The following is a 19614-nucleotide window of genomic DNA, read 5'->3' as shown; positions in this document are numbered from 1 at the left end:
CGGGCCACGTCTCCGACTCCTGTCGGAGTGCTGTCGGCGCACTCGTTCCTAGATTCGTCTCAGGGCCGGCACAACCACCACGAGGTATCCACATGACAGCACGTACGACGGTCGTCCTGGTTCACGGCGCCTTCCTGGACGCGTCCAGCTGGTGGCCGATCGCGCTGCGCCTGCTCGGAGGCGGGCATCCCGTGCTCGCCCCTCCCCTGGTCGGCCGCAGCTTCGACGGCGACTGCACCTACATCCGCACCGTCGTCGAGCGCATCGACGGGGCGGTGCTGCTCGTCGGGCACGGCTACGGAGCGGCCGTGATCACCGTCGCGGGAGACGCGGCGAACGTCACCGGCTTGCTCTTCATCGCCGGCTACGCGCTCGAGCGCGGCGAGAGCATCGGCGAGATGCGCGACGCCTTCGCCCCGGACGAGGTCTCCCAGCACCTCGTCCCCGCGATGTTCCGCGACGACCACGGCGTTCCCGGCACGGAGGTGACCGTCGCCGTCGACGCGTTCCCCCGCCTGCTCGCCGAGGGTCTCCCCGCCGACGAGGCCTCGGTGCTCGCCGTCTCGCAGCGGCCGGTGTCGGTGTCGGTGTTCAGCGAGCGCGCGCGCGTCGAGGCCTGGCGCGGCAGGCCCAGTTGGGGCGTCGTCGCCACGGAGGATCGCGCGATCAACCCCGACGTGCAGCGCTTCGGGTACCGGCGCGCGCACTGCCGCGACGTCGTCGCCCTCGCCGCGCCGCACCTGGTCACACAGACCCATGCCGCCGAGATCGTGGGCTTCATCGACACCATCCTCGGGGACGTCGCCGCCGATGACTGACGCGCCGGCCGAACGGCCTCCCGCAGGGCCCCGCGTCTGGGCGTCCGGATTCACGCCGCTGACCGTGCGCATCTTCCGACTGGTGTGGCTGGCCTCCCTCGTCAGCAACATCGGAAGCTGGATGCAGACGGTCGGTGCGCAGTGGCTGCTCGTCGAGACGAACAGCTCCGCCCTGCTCGTGGCGCTCGTGCAGACGGCATCGGCGGCGCCGGTGCTGATCTTCGCCATTCCCTCCGGCGTCATCGGCGAGTTCCTCAACCGGCGACTCGTGCTCCTGTACTCGCAGGCCGTCCAGTTCGTCGTCGTGCTGGTGCTGGCCTTCCTGACCTGGAGCGGCCAGACCACCCCGACCATCCTGCTGGCGTGCACCTTCGTCCTCGGCACCATCTCGGCCGTCCAGCTGCCCGCCTTCCAGGCGCTCGTGCCCGACATCGTCCCGCGCGACATGCTCGTCGACGCGGCCAGCCTCTCGTCGATCGGCGTGAACATCGCGCGCGCCGTCGGCCCCGCGGTCGCCGGACTCGTCGTCGCACAGTTCGGGGTCGTCGCGGTCTTCCTCCTCAATGCGGCCTCGTTCGTGGTGTTCCTCGGCGTCCTGCTGCTCTGGAAGACCTATCACCCGCCCGTCGCCCGCCACGAACCGTTCGTCGACGCCACCCGCGCCGGCACGCGTTACGTGCTCCACTCCCGCGTCGTGCGGCTCACCCTGCTGCGACTGGCGATCTTCCTGATCCCCGCGAACGCCCTGTGGGCACTCCTGCCGACCATCGCGAAAGACTCCCTGGGCTTCGCCGCCACCGGCTACGGCCTCCTGCTGGCCGCCCTCGGCGCCGGCTCCATCATCGGAGCGTTCGTGCTCCCGTGGGCTCGCCGCATCGCCGCGCTCAACGGCGTCGTCCTCGCGTCTTCCGCCGTGTTCGGTGCGGGACTGGTGATCCTGGTCGTCTCCCCGACGCTCTGGGTGACCTTCCCGGTCCTGGTCGCGACGGGGTTGGCGTGGATCGGCGTGATCGCCACCATCAACGGCACCATCCAGGCGTTCCTGCCCGTGTGGGTGCGCACCCGCGGACTCTCCTTCTATCAGCTGGTCCTCTACGGGTGCACGGCGGCGGGCGCCGCGCTCGCCGGCATCCTCGCGGCCGTATGGGGGTCGGGGGCCGTCGTCGTCGGCGCGGGGGTTCTCTGCATCCTGAGTGCGTTGTCGCTGCTCGTGTGGCCCCTGCCGACGACGACCGGAATCGGACGCGACATCGTCGAGGTCCCGGGCGTCCAGGACGAGCCGCGGGCGGACGGCCGCGACGACGCGGCCGTGCTCGTCCTGATCCGCTACGCCGTCCCCCGCGACCGGCGCACGGAGTTCCTTGCTCTCCTGTCGCAGGTCAAGCAGACCCGGTTGCGCACCGGCGGCCGCGAGTGGCGCGTCTACGCGGATGCGGACGACGCGGACATCCTCGTGGAGGCGTACACCGTCGGGTCGTGGCGGGAGCACGTGAGCCAGCACGAGGGGCGCACGACGGCGTTCGACGGCGAGCTGATCTCCCGCGCGTGGGCGATGAGCGCGGTCGCCCCCGAAGCGACGCACCTCCTCGACATCGGACGGCCACGCCCGCGCCGACACCCCCGATCCACCCCCGCCTGATCAGATCCGCACCGACAGACCCACCCCACCCCGCATCCGACGAAGGAGACACACATGTCCGACCAGCCGCTCACCGCGCACCTGTCCGAGCACCACCGCACCACGCTGTACCACCTCGAACAGCACCCCACCTCGCACAATCTCGAATGGCACGACATCCTCTCCCTCCTCGAGGAGATCGCGGACGTGACCGCCGGACACGACGGGACGTTCCGGGTCCGGCTCGGACAGTCCGAGCTCTTCCTCACCAGACCGCGTCACAAGGACGTCGACGAGCAGATGGTGGTGGTCGTGCGCCGCCTGCTGCGCGAGAACGGCATCTTCGCGACGAAGAAGTAGGCGCCGAACGGGGCCGCGACCTTCGGCATCCGGGCAATCTTCTGCATCTGTCTGAGGCCGCGTCCCCTCCCGACGACTGTGCTGAGAGGGCGGGCCGATGCCCGCACGACGGCCGCGAGAACGAACGGAGCTCCCCATGCACGACAACGCACCCACCCCGCACCACGAGTCGCCGGTGTTCGGCAACCCCGATCTCCCCCCGGAGGGCGAGTCCAACACCGTGGACGACCCGGCGAGCCTCACGATGACGGGGCCCCGGAACCCGGTCATCGAGAGCCAGTTCCCCGATCAGATCGATGCGCCCGGAACGGACATCTCCACGCAGGCGCTGTTCTGGTCGTCGTTCAACATCTCCCCGCGCCGGGTACAGCGCGGCGGGTGGGCCCGCGAGCTGACGAAGCAGGACTTCGCGATCTCCGACGAGATCGCCGGGGTCAACATGTACCTGGAGCCCGGCGGCATCCGCGAGCTGCACTGGCACCAGACGGCCGAGTGGGCGGTCATGACCCGCGGCCGGTGCCGCGTGACGACCCTCGGCCGCTCCGGCCTTCCGAGCGTCGAGGACGTCGAGGAAGGCGACCTGTGGTTCTTCCCGGGTGGGACGCCGCACTCGCTGCAGGGGCTCGGGCCCGACGGCGCGGAGTTCGTCCTGGCGTTCGACGACGGAGAGCAGTCCGAGTCGAACACGCTCCTACTCACGGACTGGTTCGCCCACACTCCCCCGGAGGTGCTCGCCAAGAACTTCGGCGTCGCGCAGGAGGTCTTCGCCGACATCCCGCTGCACAACCTCTGGATCTTCCCCGGAGAGGAGCCCGGCGACCTCGCGACCGACCAGACGGATGCGGGCGTGGAATGGGGCGCCTCGGAACCGATCATCTTCCGCCTGTCGCGGTCGCAGCCGCTGCACAAGAACTCGGGCGGCAGCATCCAGATCGCCGACAGCACGAACTTCCCGCTCTCGCGCACCGTCGCCGCCGCGCTGGTGACCGTCGAGCCCGGGTCGATGCGCGAGCTGCACTGGCATCCGAACGCCGACGAGTGGCAGTACTACCTCCGCGGGTCGGCCCGGATGACGGTGTTCAACACCGGCCCCCACGCCAACACCACGGACTTCCGCGCGGGCGACGTCGGCGTGGTGAGGAAGAACTTCGGCCACTACGTCGAGAACACCGGCGATGACGTCCTGCAGTTCCTCGAGGTGTTCAAGGCGCCGAAGTACGAGGAGATCTCGCTGGCGAACTGGCTGAGCCACGTCCCGCCCGCGCTGGTGGCCGCGCATCTCAACATCGATGCGGCGACCCTCGCGACGTTCCCGCGGGGCACGCAGGGCATCACACCCCTCCGCACGTAGGCCGCGCCGAGGCGGAGGTGCTCGACAGGCGTCGGAACGCATTCCCCACCCGGTGCTCTAGGTTCGGGAGCATGAGCAACTCCTCGTCGAGACGCGTTCCCATCGAGGCCCAGAAAGTCGATGCGCCTCTCACCTCCAGTGCGACCTTCCTGGTCGTGACCGTCAACGACGACGCGGATGCCGCGGCCACCGTCCGCGACACCATCAGCGGAATCGACGACATCATCAAGAACGTCGGATTCCGCGACCTCGACGCCCAGCTCTCCTGCACCGTGGGCATCGGCTCGCGGGTGTGGCCCCGCCTCACGTCGCGGGCCGCTCCCCGCGGGCTCCACCCCTTCACGGCGGTCACCGGCGCGACGCACACGGCGCCGAGCACCCCCGGCGACATCCTGTTCCACATCCGCGCGAACCGGCAGGATCTGACGTTCGAGTTCGAGCGCCAGCTGATGGATGCGCTCGGGGATGCCGTGACCGTCGTGGACGAGACGACCGGCTTCCGCTACTTCGACGTCCGTGACCTGCTGGGCTTCGTCGACGGCACCGCGAATCCCGTCGGCAACGCGGTCGCCGACTCGACGCTGATCGGCGACGAGGATCCCGACAACGCGGGAGGCAGCTACGTCGTGATCCAGAAGTATCTTCACGACCTCGACACGTGGCAGGCCCTCACGACCGAGCAGCAGGAGGCGATCATCGGTCGGAAGAAGGCGGACAACGTCGAACTGGACGACGCCGACACCGGGCAGAAGTCGCACAAGACGCTGTCGACGATCGTGGTCGACGGTGTCGAGCACGACATCCTCCGCGACAACATGCCGTTCGGCAGCCCCGGCGCGTCGGAGTTCGGCACCTACTTCATCGGATACGCGCGCCACCTGTGGGTCATCGAGAAGATGCTGGAGCGGATGTTCATCGGAGACCCGCCCGGACTCCACGACCGGATCCTGGACTTCTCGACGCCGGTGATGGGCTGCACGTTCTTCGTGCCGTCGGCGGATGCCCTCAGCGCGCTCGCCGACGACCCGGCGACGCCGCCGGCGTAGCCGGGCGGCAGCCGGGGTAGCCGCGCGGTCAGTAGTCGGCGCGTGATTCCAGGTCGATGTCGACCGTGGTCGCATCCTCGGCCCAGGCGTTGAGCGCGGAGCGGAGCTGACGACGCAGCCACTGCTCGGTCAGCGGCTCGGAGCCCGACTCCAGCGCCGTCAGCTGCGCGAGGCGTTCGTCCACGGTGCCGCTCAGGTCTGCCGGGCCAGAGCCGTTCGTCTCAGTCATGTCGCTCCTCATCTCGGTGGGTGCCGCCGGAGGCGACCGCCGCGGCCAACACCGGCGCGGTCGCTGACCTCACGGTACTCGGGCAGCCCGGCTCGAGGTCGGGCGAACGTTCGACTTCTGTCGCGACTTCTCGGCGGCCACGATCCCGACGGTCTCGAACAGCATCCGCTCGAGAACGGCACCGCCCTCGGCGAGAAGTCGGCCGTCGGCGGCGCGGTCGCCGGTGCCCACGACATCCACGGTCATCTTCAGACCGTCGAAGGCGCCCACGAGCACCGTGGCGAGGGCGACCGCGTCCACGGCCTCCGCGCTGTCGTCGACGGGCTGGGCCTCGCGGATGAGGCTCGCGACGAGGTCGATCCACCGCCGCGTCACGGCCGCCGCGAGATCGCGGGTGGGCTCGGCGTCGGCGAGGCGCTGCGTGAGGCGCGAGATCACCCAGGCGTCGGGATCCTCACGGTGAAGCGAGAGCATCGCCGGAAGGAGCCGCGAGAGCCTCGGCTGCCCCGCGTCGACGTCCGCGACGGCACTTTCCACGGCGGCGATCCACCGTTCGTGCCGGTCTTCGAGCACGGCGACCGCGAGAGCCTCTTTGCTGTCGAAGTGGAAGTACACCGACCCTTTCGACATCCCGCTCGCCTCGATGATGTCGGCCATTCGAGCCCGGTCGTAGCCCAGGCGGGCGAACACCCCCGCGGCGGCGTCGACGATCACCTCTCGCGACGCCGCACCCTGCGCTGTCGGCCCGGCCGGACGCCCCACGCGGCGGGCGGCGGTTCGACCGGCTTCGGCTTCGGCGACTGGACGCGCAGGCATGTTCCCACTATAGTCCTGATTTATTAGACCGACCGGTTTGTTTATTTAGGAGAATCGTGCGCACCATCACCACAGGGACCACCGCCCTGATCACCGGAGCCTCCTCCGGAATCGGGCGCTCCTTCGCCCACCGCTTCGCCGCCCTCGGCACCGACCTCGTCCTCGTCGCGCGTCGCGCCGACGTGCTCGACGAGCTCGCCGCCGACCTCCGGGCACGGCATGCGGTGTCCGTGACCGTCATGGCGCACGACCTCGACCGCCCGGATGCCGCGCAGGAGCTCGTCGCCCGCCTCGAGCGCGAGAAGATCGCCGTCGACGCCCTCGTCAACAATGCGGGGCTCGGCATCCACGGTGACGTGGCGACGCAGCCGCTGAGCTCAGCGACCACGCAGATCGCGGTCAACGTCAACAGCCTCACCGCGCTCACGGCGCTGCTGCTCCCGCCGATGCTCGCGCGGGGCCGGGGCACGATCATCAACGTCGCGAGCACCGCGGGCTTCCAGCCCGTCCCCCACATGGCCGTCTACTCCGCTTCGAAGGCGTATGTGCTCACCTTCACCCGCGCCCTGTGGGGCGAGACCCGCGGCACCGGCGTGGACGTGCTGGCCCTCTGCCCCGGCGCCACCGACACCGCATTCTTCGCGACGGCCGGCGACGCGGCCTCCGTCGGCACGCGCCGCACACCCGAGCAGGTCGTCGAGACGGCGCTGCGCGCCCTGCGACGCGGCCGCCCCTCGGTGGTCGACGGCCGCGGCAACGCGCTCGTCTCCTGGCTCGCCCCGCGACTTCCCGAGCGGCTGTCCCTCACGCTCGCGGAACGTTCCGTCCGTCCCTGAACCGCCGGTCCCCGGCATCCTCACCCCGATCGAAGGAGATCACCATGCACATCCACGAGTTCGCCCGCGCCGCTGCCGCCGCGGTCAACGCGCACGACCCGGCCGCCGTCGTCGCACTGTGGGCGGAGCCCGCCGCCTACCACTCCCCCCTGACCGGTGCGCAGAGCGGGCTGCACGCCCTGCAGGAACGAGAAGAGGCGCTCTTCGCCGCGTTCAGCGATCTGCGCGCCACGATCACCCCGCTCGGCCAGGAGGGCGACACCGGCGCGATGCTGGTGCGATTCGACGGAACCCACGACGGCGTCTACGGCGGGTTCGCCGCCACCGGACGCACCATCGACCTCGAGATGATCGCGGTGGTCACCTTCGACCACGACGGCCGCGTCGTGGCCGAGCGCGTCTTCATCGACTCCGCCACCGTCGCGGCGCAGCTGGCGGCGTGACGCGGCGTCGTCGACGACATCGCCTGCGGGCCGGCGAGAAGCGACGTGACAGCTGGGCCGCGGACCCCGTCTTCTTCGCGCGGGCGGACGGGGCGACGATCGTTCGCATGTGCCTTCCCGTGACGATCTCCTCCATCACGCTCGAACGGATGGACGGCGAGGACGACGACAGCGCCACTCTCGTCTGGTCAGCCGCCGGATCCGCCGCCGTTCCGGAGGGGTTCGAGTTCGCGGTGGGTGCGGCACCCTCGGGCCTTCAGGTCACCATCGGGCCTCGCAGCGAACAGGAGATGGCCGCAGCGCTCGGCGATCAGTTCGCGGCCACCATCCGTGCGGCCGACTCCCACGGTGACCACGAATTCTCAGCACTCATCGACGTGTCCGACTTCGATCACTCCGAGTGGGTGAACAGCGGGGGTCCGGCCGCAGCGGCCTGCGTTCGGGACCCCTGCCCGCCGGGATACGCGTGCCTGAATCGGTGGCCTCAACCCACCGGACTCGCCGTGCTCCCGACACCGACCTGGACTCCGACGACCGCCGCAGCGCCCTGAGAAGTGAGTTGACGCGCCCGCGATGCGGATGCGGGCCGGCTCAGCGTTCACAGGCCAGGCCATCGCCGTCACGGTCGAGGTCGTAGACGTCGCGACCGACGACACGCGCGACGCCGTCGAAGTAGGCGGGTCCGTTGCCGCTTCCCCACGCGCAGTCGACGTCACTGGCAATCGGCACGCACGCGTCCGCGTAATTCGGGTCGCAGTCACTCGCCGCTGCGGCTGGGGGTGGTGGTGGCGGGTCGTAGGTACCGACGACCGTCACCTCCGTCACGGCAGCCAACGTGACGACGTCCGAAACCAGTTCGCGTGCCGTTTCAACTCCATCGACCGAGGTGACTCGATAGGTCAGCGTGCGTTTGCCATCCTGTCCGGTCGTCGTTATGGCGGTCTGTCCACGAGCGATATTGGCATCCTCGATGGACGCTCGGTCGAAGGGAATCGCCTCCTCTACAACCTCTTCGCGAACGATCGCCGTGGGAGTGGGTGTGGGAGTTGATGTCGCCGTTCCGGCAGAGCGTGAAGGCGTGGCGGCAACAAATCCGTGCGCACCGGAATCGATGTGCTGCGGTGGAGCATTGAGGGTGCCCGCCGCATTGACCGCCCCCGAAAGTACCAAGACGAGGGCTGCGCCAGCCGCGGCGCCGACGGCGGCCCTGCGTGATCGCAGCCGCAGCCAGGTACGGGACCCTCGACTCAGGCCTACGATCGCGGTGACCAGAACGGCAAGAGATATCAAGGCCGCCAGCGGGGCCAAGAACACAGAAACCAGCAGCATCCCCAGCCCGATGAGAATCCACATCCACGGTCGCATCGTTCGGCGCACTCCCGAGGTCGACGGGGTCGACGCCGATGACGGAGCGACGTGTGCGGTCCACTGGCGACCATCCCACCACCGCAGCTGTTCGGAGCCCGAGGGGTCCTGATACCACCCAGGCATGATGTCGGGCATTCACACTCCTCGTCGAGCACCAAGCAGATGAGAAGACTCTAATGTTCCGACGCCGTTGCGGAAACCGGCGCTGGCCGGATGTATTCCCGGGATCTCCTGACACATCAGCCACCGCGGAAATGCTCCCCTGCGAGGAGGGCGCCCTCCACCGCAATCCGATAGGGGTGCTCATCGCGTTTCATCTGCCAGCAGGAGCGATCCTGAGAGGAATGGCCGCAAATCGGAACACGAAATAGGGGGAATACTGTGGTGCCCCTGGAGGGATTCGAACCCCCGACCCGCTCCTTAGGACGGAGTGGCTCTTCCACTGAGCTACAGAGGCTGGCGCGTCGATTCTACCCGGGCGGCGCCGCCGCACCGGCCCCGCCGCCCCCATCCAGCGCCCACCGCAGGTACGGCGCGAGGTGTGCGGAGTAGGCGACGGTCAGATGGGTCTGGTCGTAGCGGATGGGCAGCGTCCCCGCGAACGCCGGGCACACGTCCTGCCAGCAGGTGAAGGCCAGGGCATCCACCACGCGATCACCGGACGACGCCACCGCGGCGGTCGTCGCCGCCTGCATGTCGCGCCAGGTCGGCGTGATGCTCGTCGCACAGGCGTAGGGCGGGCCGAGGCGCGTGTAGCAATTGCCGAGCGGAGCACCCTCCGGCGGAGCCTCGAGATAGACGATGCGCCCCGGCATCCCGTAGCGTGCCATCTCCGCGGCCTCGGCGGCGGTGAGCTCCGCCGCGCTGAGGTCGCGCCCGTCGGCGGTGCGGCCCAGCGTGTACGCGTTCGAGACGAGCACCTTCTCGGGCTGGTCGGCCGCGATCATCGCCGCGACGTCGTTCTTCCGCTGCGTGCAGGCCTGCATCACCGCGGGGTCGTCGTTCTGCACCAAGACGTCCGTGAACCGGCATCCGTAGAGCCCCACGGTGGTGACGCGGATCGCGCCCCCGCTCTCTTCGGCGAGCGCCTTCAGCGCCGGCGCGTAGGCCATCGCCGTCGAGTCGCCCACGAGGTAGAGGTGGCGCGGCGCGTCGCCGCTCCCCCACGTGCACGCCGCGGCATCCGGAAGCGGCGTCGGCGCGAAGCAGTCGTGCGCCGGGTTGGCCCCCGACGACTGGGCCATCACCTCATCGAGCGACGGATGCAGCTCCGGCCAGGTCGTCGCCGACACCGCGGCGGCCAGGTCTGCCTGCAGCGCAGCCGTCGGGTCGTCGATCACGGGCGCCGCCTGGGCCGCGTCGGCGCTCGGCGGAACCGGACGCGGTTGCTGCACCTGCACGGCGAGCACGAGCAGCAGCGCCGCGGCGACCAGCCCCGCGGTCGCGAGCGACACCTGCGTGCGGAACCGCTCCCGCCAGGCCACCATCGGAGCAACGCTCGCCACCGCCCCGGCGGCCTCGAGGACCGGCGGTGTCGGAGCGACGGGTTCCGGCTCCGGAAGCCGCTCCTCGACGATCGCCTCGACGACGGATGCCGCCGGCACCGCGTCCGCGTCCGGTGCGGCAGCCTCGGCCACCATGCGCGCGCCGCCCGGGTAGTAGCGGGTGCCCGGCTGCCACCCCGCGGGTCGGCGCGTCGCGATCTCGGGGGTGCGCGGAGCGGGGGCAGCCGGCGCCACTCGACCGGCCGTCGCCGGAGCGGCATCCAGTCCCACGCCCGGCGCCGCGTCAGCGTCCGCGCCCGCATCCGCCACGGGAACCCGGCCGCCCAGGAACGGCGCGTAGCGCAGCGGCTGCTCCACGATCGCGTACGACGCGAAGCCCACCACGGCGACGATCGCGAGGGTGAGCGGCAGCGACCAGGGCGACGCCGGAAGCAGGGCGGCGGCGAACACGACCACGGGGAAATGCCACAGATAGAGCGAGTACGAGGCGTTGCCGACGACGACCGCCAGCGGGTTCGTCCACGGGAACAGCGCCTGCGGCGATGCGGCGACGCCGCCGGCGAGCGCCAGCGCGGTCGCGGCCGTCGGCGCGGCAGCCCACGGTCCGGGAAAGCCCACACTCGCGGGGTCGATGAGCAGGAGCGATGCGACGACACCGGCGACGCCGATCCAGGCCAGCAGGGCCGCGGCGGCCGCGGGAATCCGACGCAGCACCGGCACCCCGGCGGCGAGCAGGGCGCCCAGAGCGAACTCCCACGCCCGGGTCGCTGTCGAGAAGTACGCCGCCGTCGGCGCCGACGCCCCCTGCAGCAGCGCCCAGCCGAAGGATGCCGCGATCACGACGACGGCCCACGCCCCCACCACCGCGGCGACCGCCCGGCCGCGGCGCGCGACGGCGGGCACGAACAGCAGCGACACGATGAGAAGGCCGGGCCACACGAGGTAGAACTGCTCCTCGACCGACAGCGACCAGAAGTTCTGCAGCGGCGACACGGCATCGCCCGCGTGGAAGTAGTCGGTGCCCTGCTGCGTGAACCGCCAGTTCGACACCAGCAGCAGCGCCGAGACACCGTCCCACAGCACCTGTTCGGCCCGCGCACGACCGAAGAGGGCGAACGCGGCACCGACGACCGCCCCGACCGTGACGAGCGCGGCCGGCAGCAGCCGCCGGGCCCGCCGGCCGTAGAAGCGCGCCAAGCGGATGCGGCCCGTCTCCCGCTGCTCGCGCAGCAGCATCCCGGTGATGACGAAACCGGAGATCACGAAGAACACGTCGACACCGGCGAACCCGCCCCGCGGCCAGCCGGCGGCGTGCGCGCCGATGACGGCCAGCACGGCGAGCGCGCGCAGACCTTGGATGTCGCGACGTAGAGGCACGGAGGAGACCGGGGACGGGAAGAGGGGCTGGACTCAGCCTAAGGGAGCGCTCCCACTGCGACGGCGCAGGACCGCGATCCGCCGCTCGACACCGCTCAACGTCGCTCGGCAGGATTGGCGACGATCGAACGCCGCCCGACGGCGAACCACACGATCGGACCCATGAGCGGGAACATCAGTGTGACGAGGATCCAGAGCGTCTTCTCCAGGCTCGTCGCCGCCGACGAGGCGATGCTGACGACGGCCGCGATGAACAACGCGATGCCCGCGAGCACCGCGATCAGAATCAGGACGTGCCAGCCGGAGACCACCATGCCCCCAGCATGCCCGACACGGCGACGGAACTCACGGGGTCGGCCCGAAATCCCGCAGTCTCACCGTGCGAGATCGGCGGCGATGTCAGCGAGCGCACCGAGCACGCGGCGGACCGCCGCGCGGGCGAGCGCGTCGGGACGAGCGAGCACGTCGACGTGGCGCACCAGCGCGAGCCCGGCGACCGGGCGCAGCACCATGCCCTCCGTCGCGAGGGCCCGGGCGGTGTAGCGCGGCATGATCGCGATCGCCGCGCCCGCACGCACGATCTGGGCCGCGACGAAGAACTCGTTGACCCGGTGACCGATCACGGGAGGCTCGCCGCCGACCGCGGCGATGGCATGGAGCACCCCGGCCAGCGGGAAACCGTCATGGGTCGAGATCCACGTCTGACCGCGCAGCTCCGCGGGGGTGATCGCGTCTCGGGCCGCCAACGGATGGGCCGCGGGAAGGGCGACGTCGAGGGGCTCGGCGAACAGCGGCGTGACCCGCACCCGCTCGCGCGGCCAGGGCGGATCGTGGGCGAGCCGGTGCGCGATCACCAGATCGTGATCGGCGGTGAGACCGGCGAAGTCCTCCCGTGCGACATCCGCGTCGGCGAACGCGACGGCATCGCCGCCGACCGCGGCCAGCAGCGGTCCGAACAGGGCGACGCCGGCGCTGTGGAACGCCGAGACGCGCACCGGCGTCGGGTCGTGCGCCAGGTAGGCGCCGACGCTCTCCCGCGCGAGCACCAGGGCTTCCTCCACCCGCATCCCCGCTGCGGCCAGCGCGCGCCCGGCATCCGTGAGCACGAGCGTGCGCCCCTGCTTCACGGTGAGCGGCACCGGGACGTCCGCCTGCAGGATCGCCAGCTGCTGCGACACGGCCGACGCACTGACGTGCAGCGCGGCGGCGACCGCGGTCACGCTCCCCCGGTCGCCGAGCTCGCGGAGCAGCCGCAGCCGCATCGGATCCATAAGCAATCTCTAACACATCGATGAAGACATTGCCCGATGTTCTTCACGCCGGATCCTGCCACTCTGACTCCATGACACGGCGCGCCGACCTCCTCGTCGACCTCGCCCTCCTCGCCGTCGCCGTCGTGTGGGGCGCGAGCTTCCTCGCCGCCAAGGACCTCATCGCCGTCACCGGCGTCCCGAGCGCCAACGCGCTGCGCTTCCTCGTCGCCGCGGCGGGCGCCGGCATCCTGTGCCTGCTCGCGCGACAGCGCCTGCCCCGCGGACGCGGCCTGCTCATCGCCGTGATCCTCGGCATCTCGCAGGCCGCGATCATCGGCCTGGAGACCTGGGGAGTGAGCCTGACCTCGGCGACCAATGCGGGCCTGCTCATCAGCCTGGCCCTCGTGATGACGCCCGCGCTCGAGGGGATCGTCTCGCGGGTCTGGCTGCCGCGCTCCTACTTCGTCGCGGCCGTCGCCGCCGTCGTCGGCGTCGCCCTGCTCGTCTCCGGCGACGGCATCCGCCCACCCACCGCCGGTGACCTTCTCGTCATCGCGGCCGCTGTGGTCCGCGCCGTGCACGTCACCGCGAGCGGCCACCTCACGCGCTCACGCGCCGACGGCTCGCTCGGCGTCGTGTTCGTGCAGCTGGTCGTCGGCAGCGCCGCGTTCACCCTCCTCGCGGGCCCGGCGCTGCCCCGCGCGGTCGGCGCGCTGGATGCCGCGGCCGTCGCCGACGTCGTCTTCCTCGGGCTGCTCTGCTCGGTCTTCGCGTTCGTCGTGCAGCTGTGGGCGGTGCGGCGCACCTCCGCCGCGCGGGCGAGCATGCTCATGGGCACCGAGCCGGTGTGGGCGCTCGTCGTGGGCGTGGCCCTCGGCGGGGAGGCGATCGGGGTCGTCGGCATCGGCGGCGCGGCCCTCATCGTCGCCGCCAGCTACGCGGGTCAGGCGATCGAGCGCCGCCACCGCCTCGGTCGCCGCGAGGCGGCGGGTGAGCCGCACCGCACCGCCCGAGCGGTCAGTGGAACAGACGGCGCCACACGTTGGTCTCGGCGAGGTCGATCAGCTCGTCGCCCCGACCCGACAGCACCGTCCGCAGCGCCCACAGCGAGAACCCCTTCGCCTGAGCGAGCGTGATCGCGGGCGGGATCGCGAGCTCCTGCCGGGCGGTGACCACGTCGATCAGCACCGGCCCGTCGACGGCGAGGGCCTGCGCGACGGCGCCGCGCAGCTCGCTCGCCTTCTCGACGCGGATGCCGGTGATGCCCATCGCCTCCGCGATCGCCGCGAAGCTCGGGTTCTCGAGCCCGGTGCCGAAGTTCACGATGCCGGCGGCCTTCATCTCCAGCTCGACGAAGTTCAGCGAGGAGTTGTTGAAGACCACGATCTTCACCGGCAGGTCGTTCTGGCGGATCGACAGCAGATCGCCCAGCAGCATCGCGAGGCCGCCGTCCCCGGCGAGCGCGATCACCTGACGCGACCGGTCGACACCCTGCGCTCCGAGCGCCTGCGGCATGGCGTTGGCCATCGACCCGTGGGCGAAGGAACCGATGAGCCGCCGGCGCCCGTTCATGCGCAGATAGCGCGCGGCCCAGATCACCGGGCTTCCGACATCGGCCGTGAACACGGCATCCTCGGCGGCGAGCTCGTCGATGACGCGGGCGACGTACTCGGGCCGCACGGGCGCCTTGCCGTCGTCGATGGCGAGATCGTCCAGCCGCTCGCGGGTCTTGCGGTAGTGCGCGACGCTCTCCTCGAGGTGCGACGAGGAGCGGTCCCGCTGCAGCAGCGGCAGCAGCGCGTTCGCCGTCTCCTTCACCCCGCCGACGAGGCCGACGTCGATGGGCGTGCGCCGCCCCAGCTGCTCGCCGCGGACGTCCACCTGGATGACCGTCGCCTTCGACGGGTAGAACTGCCGGTACGGGAAATCGGTGCCGAGCATCAGGAGCGTGTCGCACGACTCCATCGCCTTGTAGCCCGAGGCGAAGCCCAGCAGTCCCGTCATCCCGACGTCGTGCGGGTTGTCCCACTCGATGTGCTCCTTGCCGCGCAGGGCGTGCACGATCGGCGCCTGGAGCGCCTCGGCGAGGGCCAGCACCTCGTCGTGCGCGCCGGCGACACCCGATCCGGCGAGGATCGTCACCTTCTTCGCGTCGTTGAGCGCCGTCGCGGTGGCGGCCAGGGCGGATGCCGCGGGCAGCACGGTCGAGCCCGTCGCCCGGATCGGGGCGGTGGGACGGCGGTCGGGCGCGTCGGCGAAGAACACGTCGCCGGGGACGACCACCACCGCGACCCCGCGCTTCTCGACCGCGGTGCGCATGGCGATCTCCAGCACCCACGGCAGCTGGGACGGGTCGGCGACGAGCTCGGTGTAGACGCTGCATTCGCGGAACAGCTCCTGCGGGTGCGTCTCCTGGAAGTAGGTGCTGCCGATCTCGGCCGAAGGGATGTGGGATGCGATCGCCAGCAGCGGCACGCGGTTGCGGTTCGCGTCGAACAGGCCGTTGATGAAGTGCAGGTTGCCCGGACCGCACGAGCCCGCGACCACGGCGAGCTCGCCGGTGAGCTCGGCCTCGGCGCCGGCGGCGAAGGCCGCGGCCTCCTCGTGGCGCATGTGCATCCAGCGGATCGCGTCGCCGGCGCTGTCGCGGCGCAGCGCGTCGGTGAACGCGTTGAGCGAGTCGCCGGGGAGCCCCCAGATGCGGGTGACGCCGGCACGCTTGAGAGTCTTGATGAAGAAGTCCGCAACATTCGCCATGCCCTCGACGCTACGCCGCTTGTCGGCACGGCGGGCCTCGACGTCGGTCGAAACGTGCGCGCCCGCTGGGACCTGGCCGCCTCCCGGTCGTTGAGCGAGGGCCACAGGCCCGAGTCGAAACGCCCCACCCCCGCCACCCGCGCGTGGCGGCCTCACGCGGGGAGCAGCTCGCTGCGCAAGAGCTCGACGAGCGCCTGCGCGGCGGAGCTGAGCGGACGTCGCCGCGCCCACGCGAGCGAGACGGCGAACGCGGGTACGGCGCCGTCCAGCGGCACGGTGCGCACCGGCATCCGACCGCGGTGCGCCGCCGACGCCCTCGCGGATGCCGCGGCCGCCGCGAACTCCGGCACGATGGCCAGACCGAGGCCCTGCGGCACGTAGGTCGCCGCCGTCGAGAGATCGGCGACCTCGATGAGCACACGTCGCGACACTCCGGCGTGGGCGAACGCGTCGTCGACGATGCGTCGCGAGCCGTAACCGGGCGGGAGGTCGATGAAGCTCTCCCCCTCCAGCTCGCCGAGAGCGACGCGGTCGCGGTCTGCCGCGGGGTGGCCGTCCGGCACGACGAGCACGTACGGCGACGAGGCGACGACCTCGCCCCGCAGGGTCGCGGGAAGCCCGTCAACGACGGAGAGGAGCGCCACGTCGATCTCACCCCTCTCCAACTGCGCCACCAGGCCCGTCGAGCCGAGCCCGGTCGCCCGCAGTTGCACCGCGACGGCCGGATGCCGCTCGTGATAGCGACCCAGCAGCCCCGGAACGTCGACGAGGTCGACCCCCGTCATGAGCCCCATGGTGACGGCGCCGCGCAGTTCGGTGGCCGCCGCCGCGACGGCTTCCCCGAGCTCGCGCACCTGCTCGAGGACCTGCTGCGCGCGGGTCAGCAGCTCCTCACCCGCACCCGTCAGGCGGATCTGCCGATGCGAACGGTCGAACAGCTCGACCCCCAGTTCGCGTTCGAGATCGCGCACGGTCGTCGAGACCGCCGACTGCGCCAGCAGCAGGCGATCGGCGGCGCGCGTGAAGCTCAACTCCTGCGCGACCGCGACGAACACGGAGAGGTGACGCACATCCATATCTCGATCATCCTCCCTCCGTGCAGCCCGAAATCATCTGCGCAGCAGATGAGTCGCATCGCGAACGCCGTCTTCCTCGCACCGCTCGCCGGGCGGAGCATGGAGTCATGAGCATCGCGCCGGTCCTCGCCCCGTCCCCAGCGGCTGCCACCGCCGCCGTCACCGCCCCGCCCGTCGGGACCCGTGCCGCCGACCGTGTCGTCGAGGTGCTGCGCGCCCACGGCGTGCGCTGGGTGTTCGGCGTCCCGGGCGCCAAGATCGACCCCGTCTTCGACGCCCTCGCCGCCGTACAGGGCGTCGCCGGCGCACCGCAGTTGATCACCTGCCGCACCGAGCAGAACGCCGTCTTCATGGCCGCCGCGGTGGGGCGTCTCACCGGCATCCCGGGCGTCGTCCTCGTCACGAGCGGGCCCGGCACGGCGAACCTCGCGACGGGACTGCTGACGGCGACGACCGAGGGCGACCCCGTCGTCGCGATCTGCGGCGCCGTCTCACGGTCGCAGCACCTCAAGCGGGCCCATCAGGCGATGGATGCCGTCGGCATGCTGCAGACGGTGACCGTCTCGGCCGCCGAGGTCACCGCGGCCGACAACGTCGCCGAAGCGATCGTCAACGCGTTCCGCGCCGCCACGCGGGAGCCGCGCGGCGCGGCGGCCGTCGTGCTCCCCTACGACGTGTCGACCGCGACGACCGCCGTCGGCTTCACCGAGCCGATCGTGCCGGCGGCGGTGGGCGGGGCGGCCGCCGACTCCGTCGACCGGGCCGCGGCGCTGCTGCGCGAGGCGCGGTTCCCGGTCGTGCTGGCGGGGGCGCGTAGCGGCGACCCGCGCACGGTCGACGCGCTGCACGCGCTGCTGCGCGCGACGGGCCTGCCGGTGGTCGAGACGTTCCAGGCCGCAGGGATCATCTCGCGCGACCTCGAGGACCACTACCTGGGCCGCGTCGGCTTCGCCCGCAACCAGCCGGGCGACGTCCTTCTGCACCACGCCGATCTCGTGCTGACGCTCGGCTACGACCCGGTGGAGTTCGTGCCCGCCGAGTGGAACCTCGGCAAGGAACGCCGGATCGTGCACGTGGACACCGTCGCGGCCGACATCGACAACGACTACCGGCCGGACGTCGAGCTCCTCGGCGACCTGGCCACCACGCTCACCGATCTGACGCGCGCGCTGCACACGCGCGGCGGCATCCCGCAGCGCGATGCGGCGACGGCGGTCATCGTCGAACGCGAACGCACGCGGCTGGCGGAGAACACCGACCTCGGCGACCCGCACCACGACGACGCGTTCGGTCTCGATCCGGTCGCGGTGGTCGCCGGCATCCGCGCCGCCCTGCCCGACGAGGCCACCGTGCTCTGCGACGTGGGGTCGAACTACCTGTACATGGCGCGCCACTTCCGCACCTACCGGCCGCGCTCGTTGATGTTCTCGAACGGGCAGCAGACGCTGGGGGTGGCACTCCCGTGGGCGATCGCGGCGAGTCTCGCCGACGCGGGCGACCCGGTGCTCTCCGTCTCGGGCGACGGCGGCTTCCTCTACTCCGCCGTCGAGCTGGAGACCGCGGTGCGGGTCGGGGCGAGCTTCACGCACATCGTCTTCAACGACTCGGCGTACGACATGGTGGCGTTCCAGCAGGTCGAGAAGTACGGGCGCACCGCGGCCGTGGAGCTCGGCGCCTACGACGTCGTGGCCTTCGCCGAGTCGTTCGGGGCGCACGGACATCGCGTGACCCGGGTCGAGGATCTCGTCCCGACGATCGTCGCGGCCCTCGCTGAGCCTGGGCCGTCCGTCATCGACGTGCCCGTCGACTACCGCGACAACCTCCGCCGTCTCGGCGGCGACCTCCTCGCCGACGTGCTGCTGTGACCTCCCCCTCCTCCTCCTCGCCTCTCGTCCCGAAAGGACCGCGCATGAGCGCTGAACGCCACACCCTGTTCCAGACGAGCCTGATGGCCGCGCTGCTGGACGGCATTTACGAAGACGACATGACCGTCGGCGAGCTGCTCGGCCACGGCGACTTCGGCATCGGCACGTTCAACGCCCTCGACGGAGAGATGGTGGTCGTCGACGGTGTCGCGTACCGGCTGCGCGGCGACGGCACGGCGGCCGCGGCATCCGCCGACTCCGCCACGCCGTATGCGGTGGTGACCGACTTCGTCCCCACGATCACCCGCTCCCTGCCCGACGGGGCCACGCGCGCGGTGGCCTCGGCCGCGATCGATGCGATCACCGCGTCGGCCAACTACATGTACGCGCTGCGCATCACCGGGCGGTTCCGCCGCGTGACGGCGCGGACGGTCACCCGGCAGCAGAAGCCGTACCGCCCCATGACGGAGGCGACCGACGACGACGCCGTGCTCGAGTTCGACGACGTCGACGGCACGATCGTCGCCTTCCGCACGCCTCTGTACGAGCAGGGCATCGGCGTGCCCGGATGCCACGCGCACTTCATCGACGACGGACGCACCCGCGGCGGCCACGTGCTCGACTTCACCCTCGAGCACGGCACGGTCGAGCTGTGCCTGTGCACCGACCTGCATCTGCGCCTGCCGTTGACGACGGAGTTCCGCGAGGCCGCCCTCGCCCCCGAGGACCTGGCCGCCCAGCTCGCGAAGACCGAGCAGCACGCTCCCCTCCCCTGACCCCGCGCGCCGCGCGCGCCCCGCGTTCCGGCGAGCCGCCATGCTGTGGCCGAGCCGCTACGTCGCGGGCCGTCCAGACCATGGCGGCTCGGCCGGAGAATAGCGGCTCGGCGGGGTGGG

General features: G+C 71.2%; 19 protein-coding genes and 1 tRNA gene. 11 read left to right on the top strand and 9 right to left on the bottom strand.

Annotation, left to right across the window (positions count from 1 at the left end):
* Positions 1-92: 92 nt before the first annotated feature.
* From AC1Q49_RS04910 to AC1Q49_RS04890, 5 genes are all read left to right on the top strand, one after another.
* Positions 93-818, top strand: coding sequence for an alpha/beta hydrolase (locus AC1Q49_RS04910; protein ID WP_060960094.1), 726 nt, complete (start codon positions 93-95; stop codon positions 816-818).
* Positions 811-2457, top strand: a complete 1647-nt coding sequence (locus AC1Q49_RS04905) for an MFS transporter (protein ID WP_492491114.1) — start codon at positions 811-813, stop codon at positions 2455-2457. Before AC1Q49_RS04910 ends, AC1Q49_RS04905 begins: the two co-directional genes overlap by 8 nt.
* A 54-nt stretch (positions 2458-2511) precedes the next feature.
* The gene (locus AC1Q49_RS04900) at positions 2512-2796 is read left to right on the top strand and encodes a hypothetical protein (RefSeq protein ID WP_492491113.1); all 285 of its coding nucleotides are present in this window, start codon (positions 2512-2514) and stop codon (positions 2794-2796) included.
* Between the two features lie 136 nt (positions 2797-2932).
* A complete protein-coding gene (locus AC1Q49_RS04895; protein WP_492491112.1) occupies positions 2933-4147 on the top strand; it encodes a cupin domain-containing protein in 1215 nt (404 codons plus the stop codon).
* 71 nt (positions 4148-4218) lie between these two features.
* Positions 4219-5193, top strand: a complete 975-nt coding sequence (locus AC1Q49_RS04890; RefSeq protein ID WP_205282549.1) for a Dyp-type peroxidase — start codon at positions 4219-4221, stop codon at positions 5191-5193.
* Positions 5194-5221: 28 nt separating this feature from the next.
* Here AC1Q49_RS04890 and AC1Q49_RS04885 read toward each other — a convergent pair whose 3' ends face one another.
* The gene (locus AC1Q49_RS04885) at positions 5222-5422 is read right to left on the bottom strand and encodes a hypothetical protein (protein WP_492491111.1); all 201 of its coding nucleotides are present in this window, start codon (positions 5420-5422) and stop codon (positions 5222-5224) included.
* 69 nt (positions 5423-5491) lie between these two features.
* A complete protein-coding gene (locus AC1Q49_RS04880) occupies positions 5492-6238 on the bottom strand; it encodes a TetR family transcriptional regulator (protein WP_492491110.1) in 747 nt (248 codons plus the stop codon).
* A gap of 56 nt (positions 6239-6294) precedes the next feature.
* On the opposite strand from AC1Q49_RS04880, the gene AC1Q49_RS04875 reads away from it, so the two are divergent.
* The 3 genes from AC1Q49_RS04875 to AC1Q49_RS04865 all read left to right on the top strand — a co-directional run bounded on the left by AC1Q49_RS04875 (position 6295) and on the right by AC1Q49_RS04865 (position 8068).
* On the top strand, positions 6295-7074 hold the full coding sequence (locus AC1Q49_RS04875; RefSeq protein WP_492491109.1) for an SDR family NAD(P)-dependent oxidoreductase: 780 nt from the start codon (positions 6295-6297) through the stop codon (positions 7072-7074).
* A 44-nt stretch (positions 7075-7118) separates the two neighbouring features.
* Positions 7119-7517 (top strand): ester cyclase, encoded by a 399-nt coding sequence (locus AC1Q49_RS04870; protein WP_492491108.1) that lies wholly within the window; start codon positions 7119-7121, stop codon positions 7515-7517.
* 107 nt (positions 7518-7624) lie between these two features.
* Entirely contained in the window at positions 7625-8068 is a 444-nt protein-coding gene (locus AC1Q49_RS04865; RefSeq protein WP_219879555.1) for a hypothetical protein, read from the top strand.
* Between the two features lie 40 nt (positions 8069-8108).
* Here the strand turns inward: AC1Q49_RS04865 and AC1Q49_RS04860 are convergent, their stop codons facing one another.
* The 5 genes from AC1Q49_RS04860 to AC1Q49_RS04840 form a co-directional block, all read right to left on the bottom strand.
* Positions 8109-9020, bottom strand: a complete 912-nt coding sequence (locus AC1Q49_RS04860; protein ID WP_492491107.1) for a G5 domain-containing protein — start codon at positions 9018-9020, stop codon at positions 8109-8111.
* 247 nt (positions 9021-9267) lie between these two features.
* Positions 9268-9342: transfer RNA gene (locus AC1Q49_RS04855), tRNA-Arg, on the bottom strand.
* A gap of 13 nt (positions 9343-9355) precedes the next feature.
* Positions 9356-11767: an acyltransferase family protein gene (locus AC1Q49_RS04850; RefSeq protein ID WP_492491106.1), complete on the bottom strand. Its 2412-nt coding sequence runs from the start codon at positions 11765-11767 to the stop codon at positions 9356-9358.
* Positions 11768-11862: 95 nt separating this feature from the next.
* Complete coding sequence (locus AC1Q49_RS04845; RefSeq protein ID WP_205282542.1) at positions 11863-12081, bottom strand: PLDc N-terminal domain-containing protein; 219 nt, start codon at positions 12079-12081, stop codon at positions 11863-11865.
* Positions 12082-12141: 60 nt separating this feature from the next.
* Positions 12142-13038 carry a LysR family transcriptional regulator gene (locus AC1Q49_RS04840; RefSeq protein ID WP_101305885.1) on the bottom strand — a complete coding sequence of 299 codons (897 nt, stop codon included), beginning with the start codon at positions 13036-13038 and terminating at the stop codon, positions 12142-12144.
* A 71-nt stretch (positions 13039-13109) separates the two neighbouring features.
* On the opposite strand from AC1Q49_RS04840, the gene AC1Q49_RS04835 reads away from it, so the two are divergent.
* On the top strand, positions 13110-14156 hold the full coding sequence (locus tag AC1Q49_RS04835) for a DMT family transporter (RefSeq protein WP_492491105.1): 1047 nt from the start codon (positions 13110-13112) through the stop codon (positions 14154-14156).
* Here the strand turns inward: AC1Q49_RS04835 and poxB are convergent.
* Positions 14038-15777, bottom strand: a complete 1740-nt coding sequence (gene poxB, locus AC1Q49_RS04830) for a ubiquinone-dependent pyruvate dehydrogenase (protein ID WP_492491104.1) — start codon at positions 15775-15777, stop codon at positions 14038-14040. The genes AC1Q49_RS04835 and poxB overlap by 119 nt on opposite strands.
* 152 nt (positions 15778-15929) lie before the next feature.
* The gene (locus tag AC1Q49_RS04825) at positions 15930-16853 is read right to left on the bottom strand and encodes a LysR family transcriptional regulator (protein WP_223848880.1); all 924 of its coding nucleotides are present in this window, start codon (positions 16851-16853) and stop codon (positions 15930-15932) included.
* Between the two features lie 107 nt (positions 16854-16960).
* Here AC1Q49_RS04825 and alsS point away from each other — a divergent pair, with 107 nt between their 5' ends.
* Both alsS and budA read left to right on the top strand, forming a co-directional pair.
* Positions 16961-18718: an acetolactate synthase AlsS gene (gene alsS / locus AC1Q49_RS04820; RefSeq protein ID WP_061782286.1), complete on the top strand. Its 1758-nt coding sequence runs from the start codon at positions 16961-16963 to the stop codon at positions 18716-18718.
* A 44-nt stretch (positions 18719-18762) separates the two neighbouring features.
* Entirely contained in the window at positions 18763-19494 is a 732-nt protein-coding gene (gene budA, locus AC1Q49_RS04815) for an acetolactate decarboxylase (RefSeq protein ID WP_492491103.1), read from the top strand.
* The last annotated feature ends 120 nt before the right edge of the window (positions 19495-19614 follow it).

The organism is Microbacterium sp. MPR-TSA4, from assembly GCF_058792815.1.
Note: the sequence above shows the minus strand (reverse complement) of the source record. Positions and strands in the feature narration are given on the sequence as shown.

Bases quoted from the DNA above. Each gene is read 5' to 3' on its own strand.
- AC1Q49_RS04860 (WP_492491107.1), bottom strand. From the start codon at position 9,020: ATGCCCGACATCATGCCTGGGTGGTATCAGGACCCCTCGGGCTCCGAA.
- poxB (WP_492491104.1), bottom strand. From the start codon at position 15,777: ATGGCGAATGTTGCGGACTTCTTCATCAAGACTCTCAAGCGTGCCGGC.
- AC1Q49_RS04825 (WP_223848880.1), bottom strand. From the start codon at position 16,853: ATGGATGTGCGTCACCTCTCCGTGTTCGTCGCGGTCGCGCAGGAGTTG.
- AC1Q49_RS04895 (WP_492491112.1), top strand. From the start codon at position 2,933: ATGCACGACAACGCACCCACCCCGCACCACGAGTCGCCGGTGTTCGGC.
- AC1Q49_RS04870 (WP_492491108.1), top strand. From the start codon at position 7,119: ATGCACATCCACGAGTTCGCCCGCGCCGCTGCCGCCGCGGTCAACGCG.
- alsS (WP_061782286.1), top strand. From the start codon at position 16,961: ATGAGCATCGCGCCGGTCCTCGCCCCGTCCCCAGCGGCTGCCACCGCC.
- AC1Q49_RS04890 (WP_205282549.1), top strand. From the start codon at position 4,219: ATGAGCAACTCCTCGTCGAGACGCGTTCCCATCGAGGCCCAGAAAGTC.
- AC1Q49_RS04900 (WP_492491113.1), top strand. From the start codon at position 2,512: ATGTCCGACCAGCCGCTCACCGCGCACCTGTCCGAGCACCACCGCACC.
- AC1Q49_RS04840 (WP_101305885.1), bottom strand. From the start codon at position 13,038: ATGGATCCGATGCGGCTGCGGCTGCTCCGCGAGCTCGGCGACCGGGGG.
- AC1Q49_RS04845 (WP_205282542.1), bottom strand. From the start codon at position 12,081: ATGGTGGTCTCCGGCTGGCACGTCCTGATTCTGATCGCGGTGCTCGCG.
- AC1Q49_RS04835 (WP_492491105.1), top strand. From the start codon at position 13,110: ATGACACGGCGCGCCGACCTCCTCGTCGACCTCGCCCTCCTCGCCGTC.
- AC1Q49_RS04905 (WP_492491114.1), top strand. From the start codon at position 811: ATGACTGACGCGCCGGCCGAACGGCCTCCCGCAGGGCCCCGCGTCTGG.
- AC1Q49_RS04865 (WP_219879555.1), top strand. From the start codon at position 7,625: ATGTGCCTTCCCGTGACGATCTCCTCCATCACGCTCGAACGGATGGAC.
- AC1Q49_RS04910 (WP_060960094.1), top strand. From the start codon at position 93: ATGACAGCACGTACGACGGTCGTCCTGGTTCACGGCGCCTTCCTGGAC.
- AC1Q49_RS04885 (WP_492491111.1), bottom strand. From the start codon at position 5,422: ATGACTGAGACGAACGGCTCTGGCCCGGCAGACCTGAGCGGCACCGTG.
- budA (WP_492491103.1), top strand. From the start codon at position 18,763: ATGAGCGCTGAACGCCACACCCTGTTCCAGACGAGCCTGATGGCCGCG.
- AC1Q49_RS04880 (WP_492491110.1), bottom strand. From the start codon at position 6,238: ATGCCTGCGCGTCCAGTCGCCGAAGCCGAAGCCGGTCGAACCGCCGCC.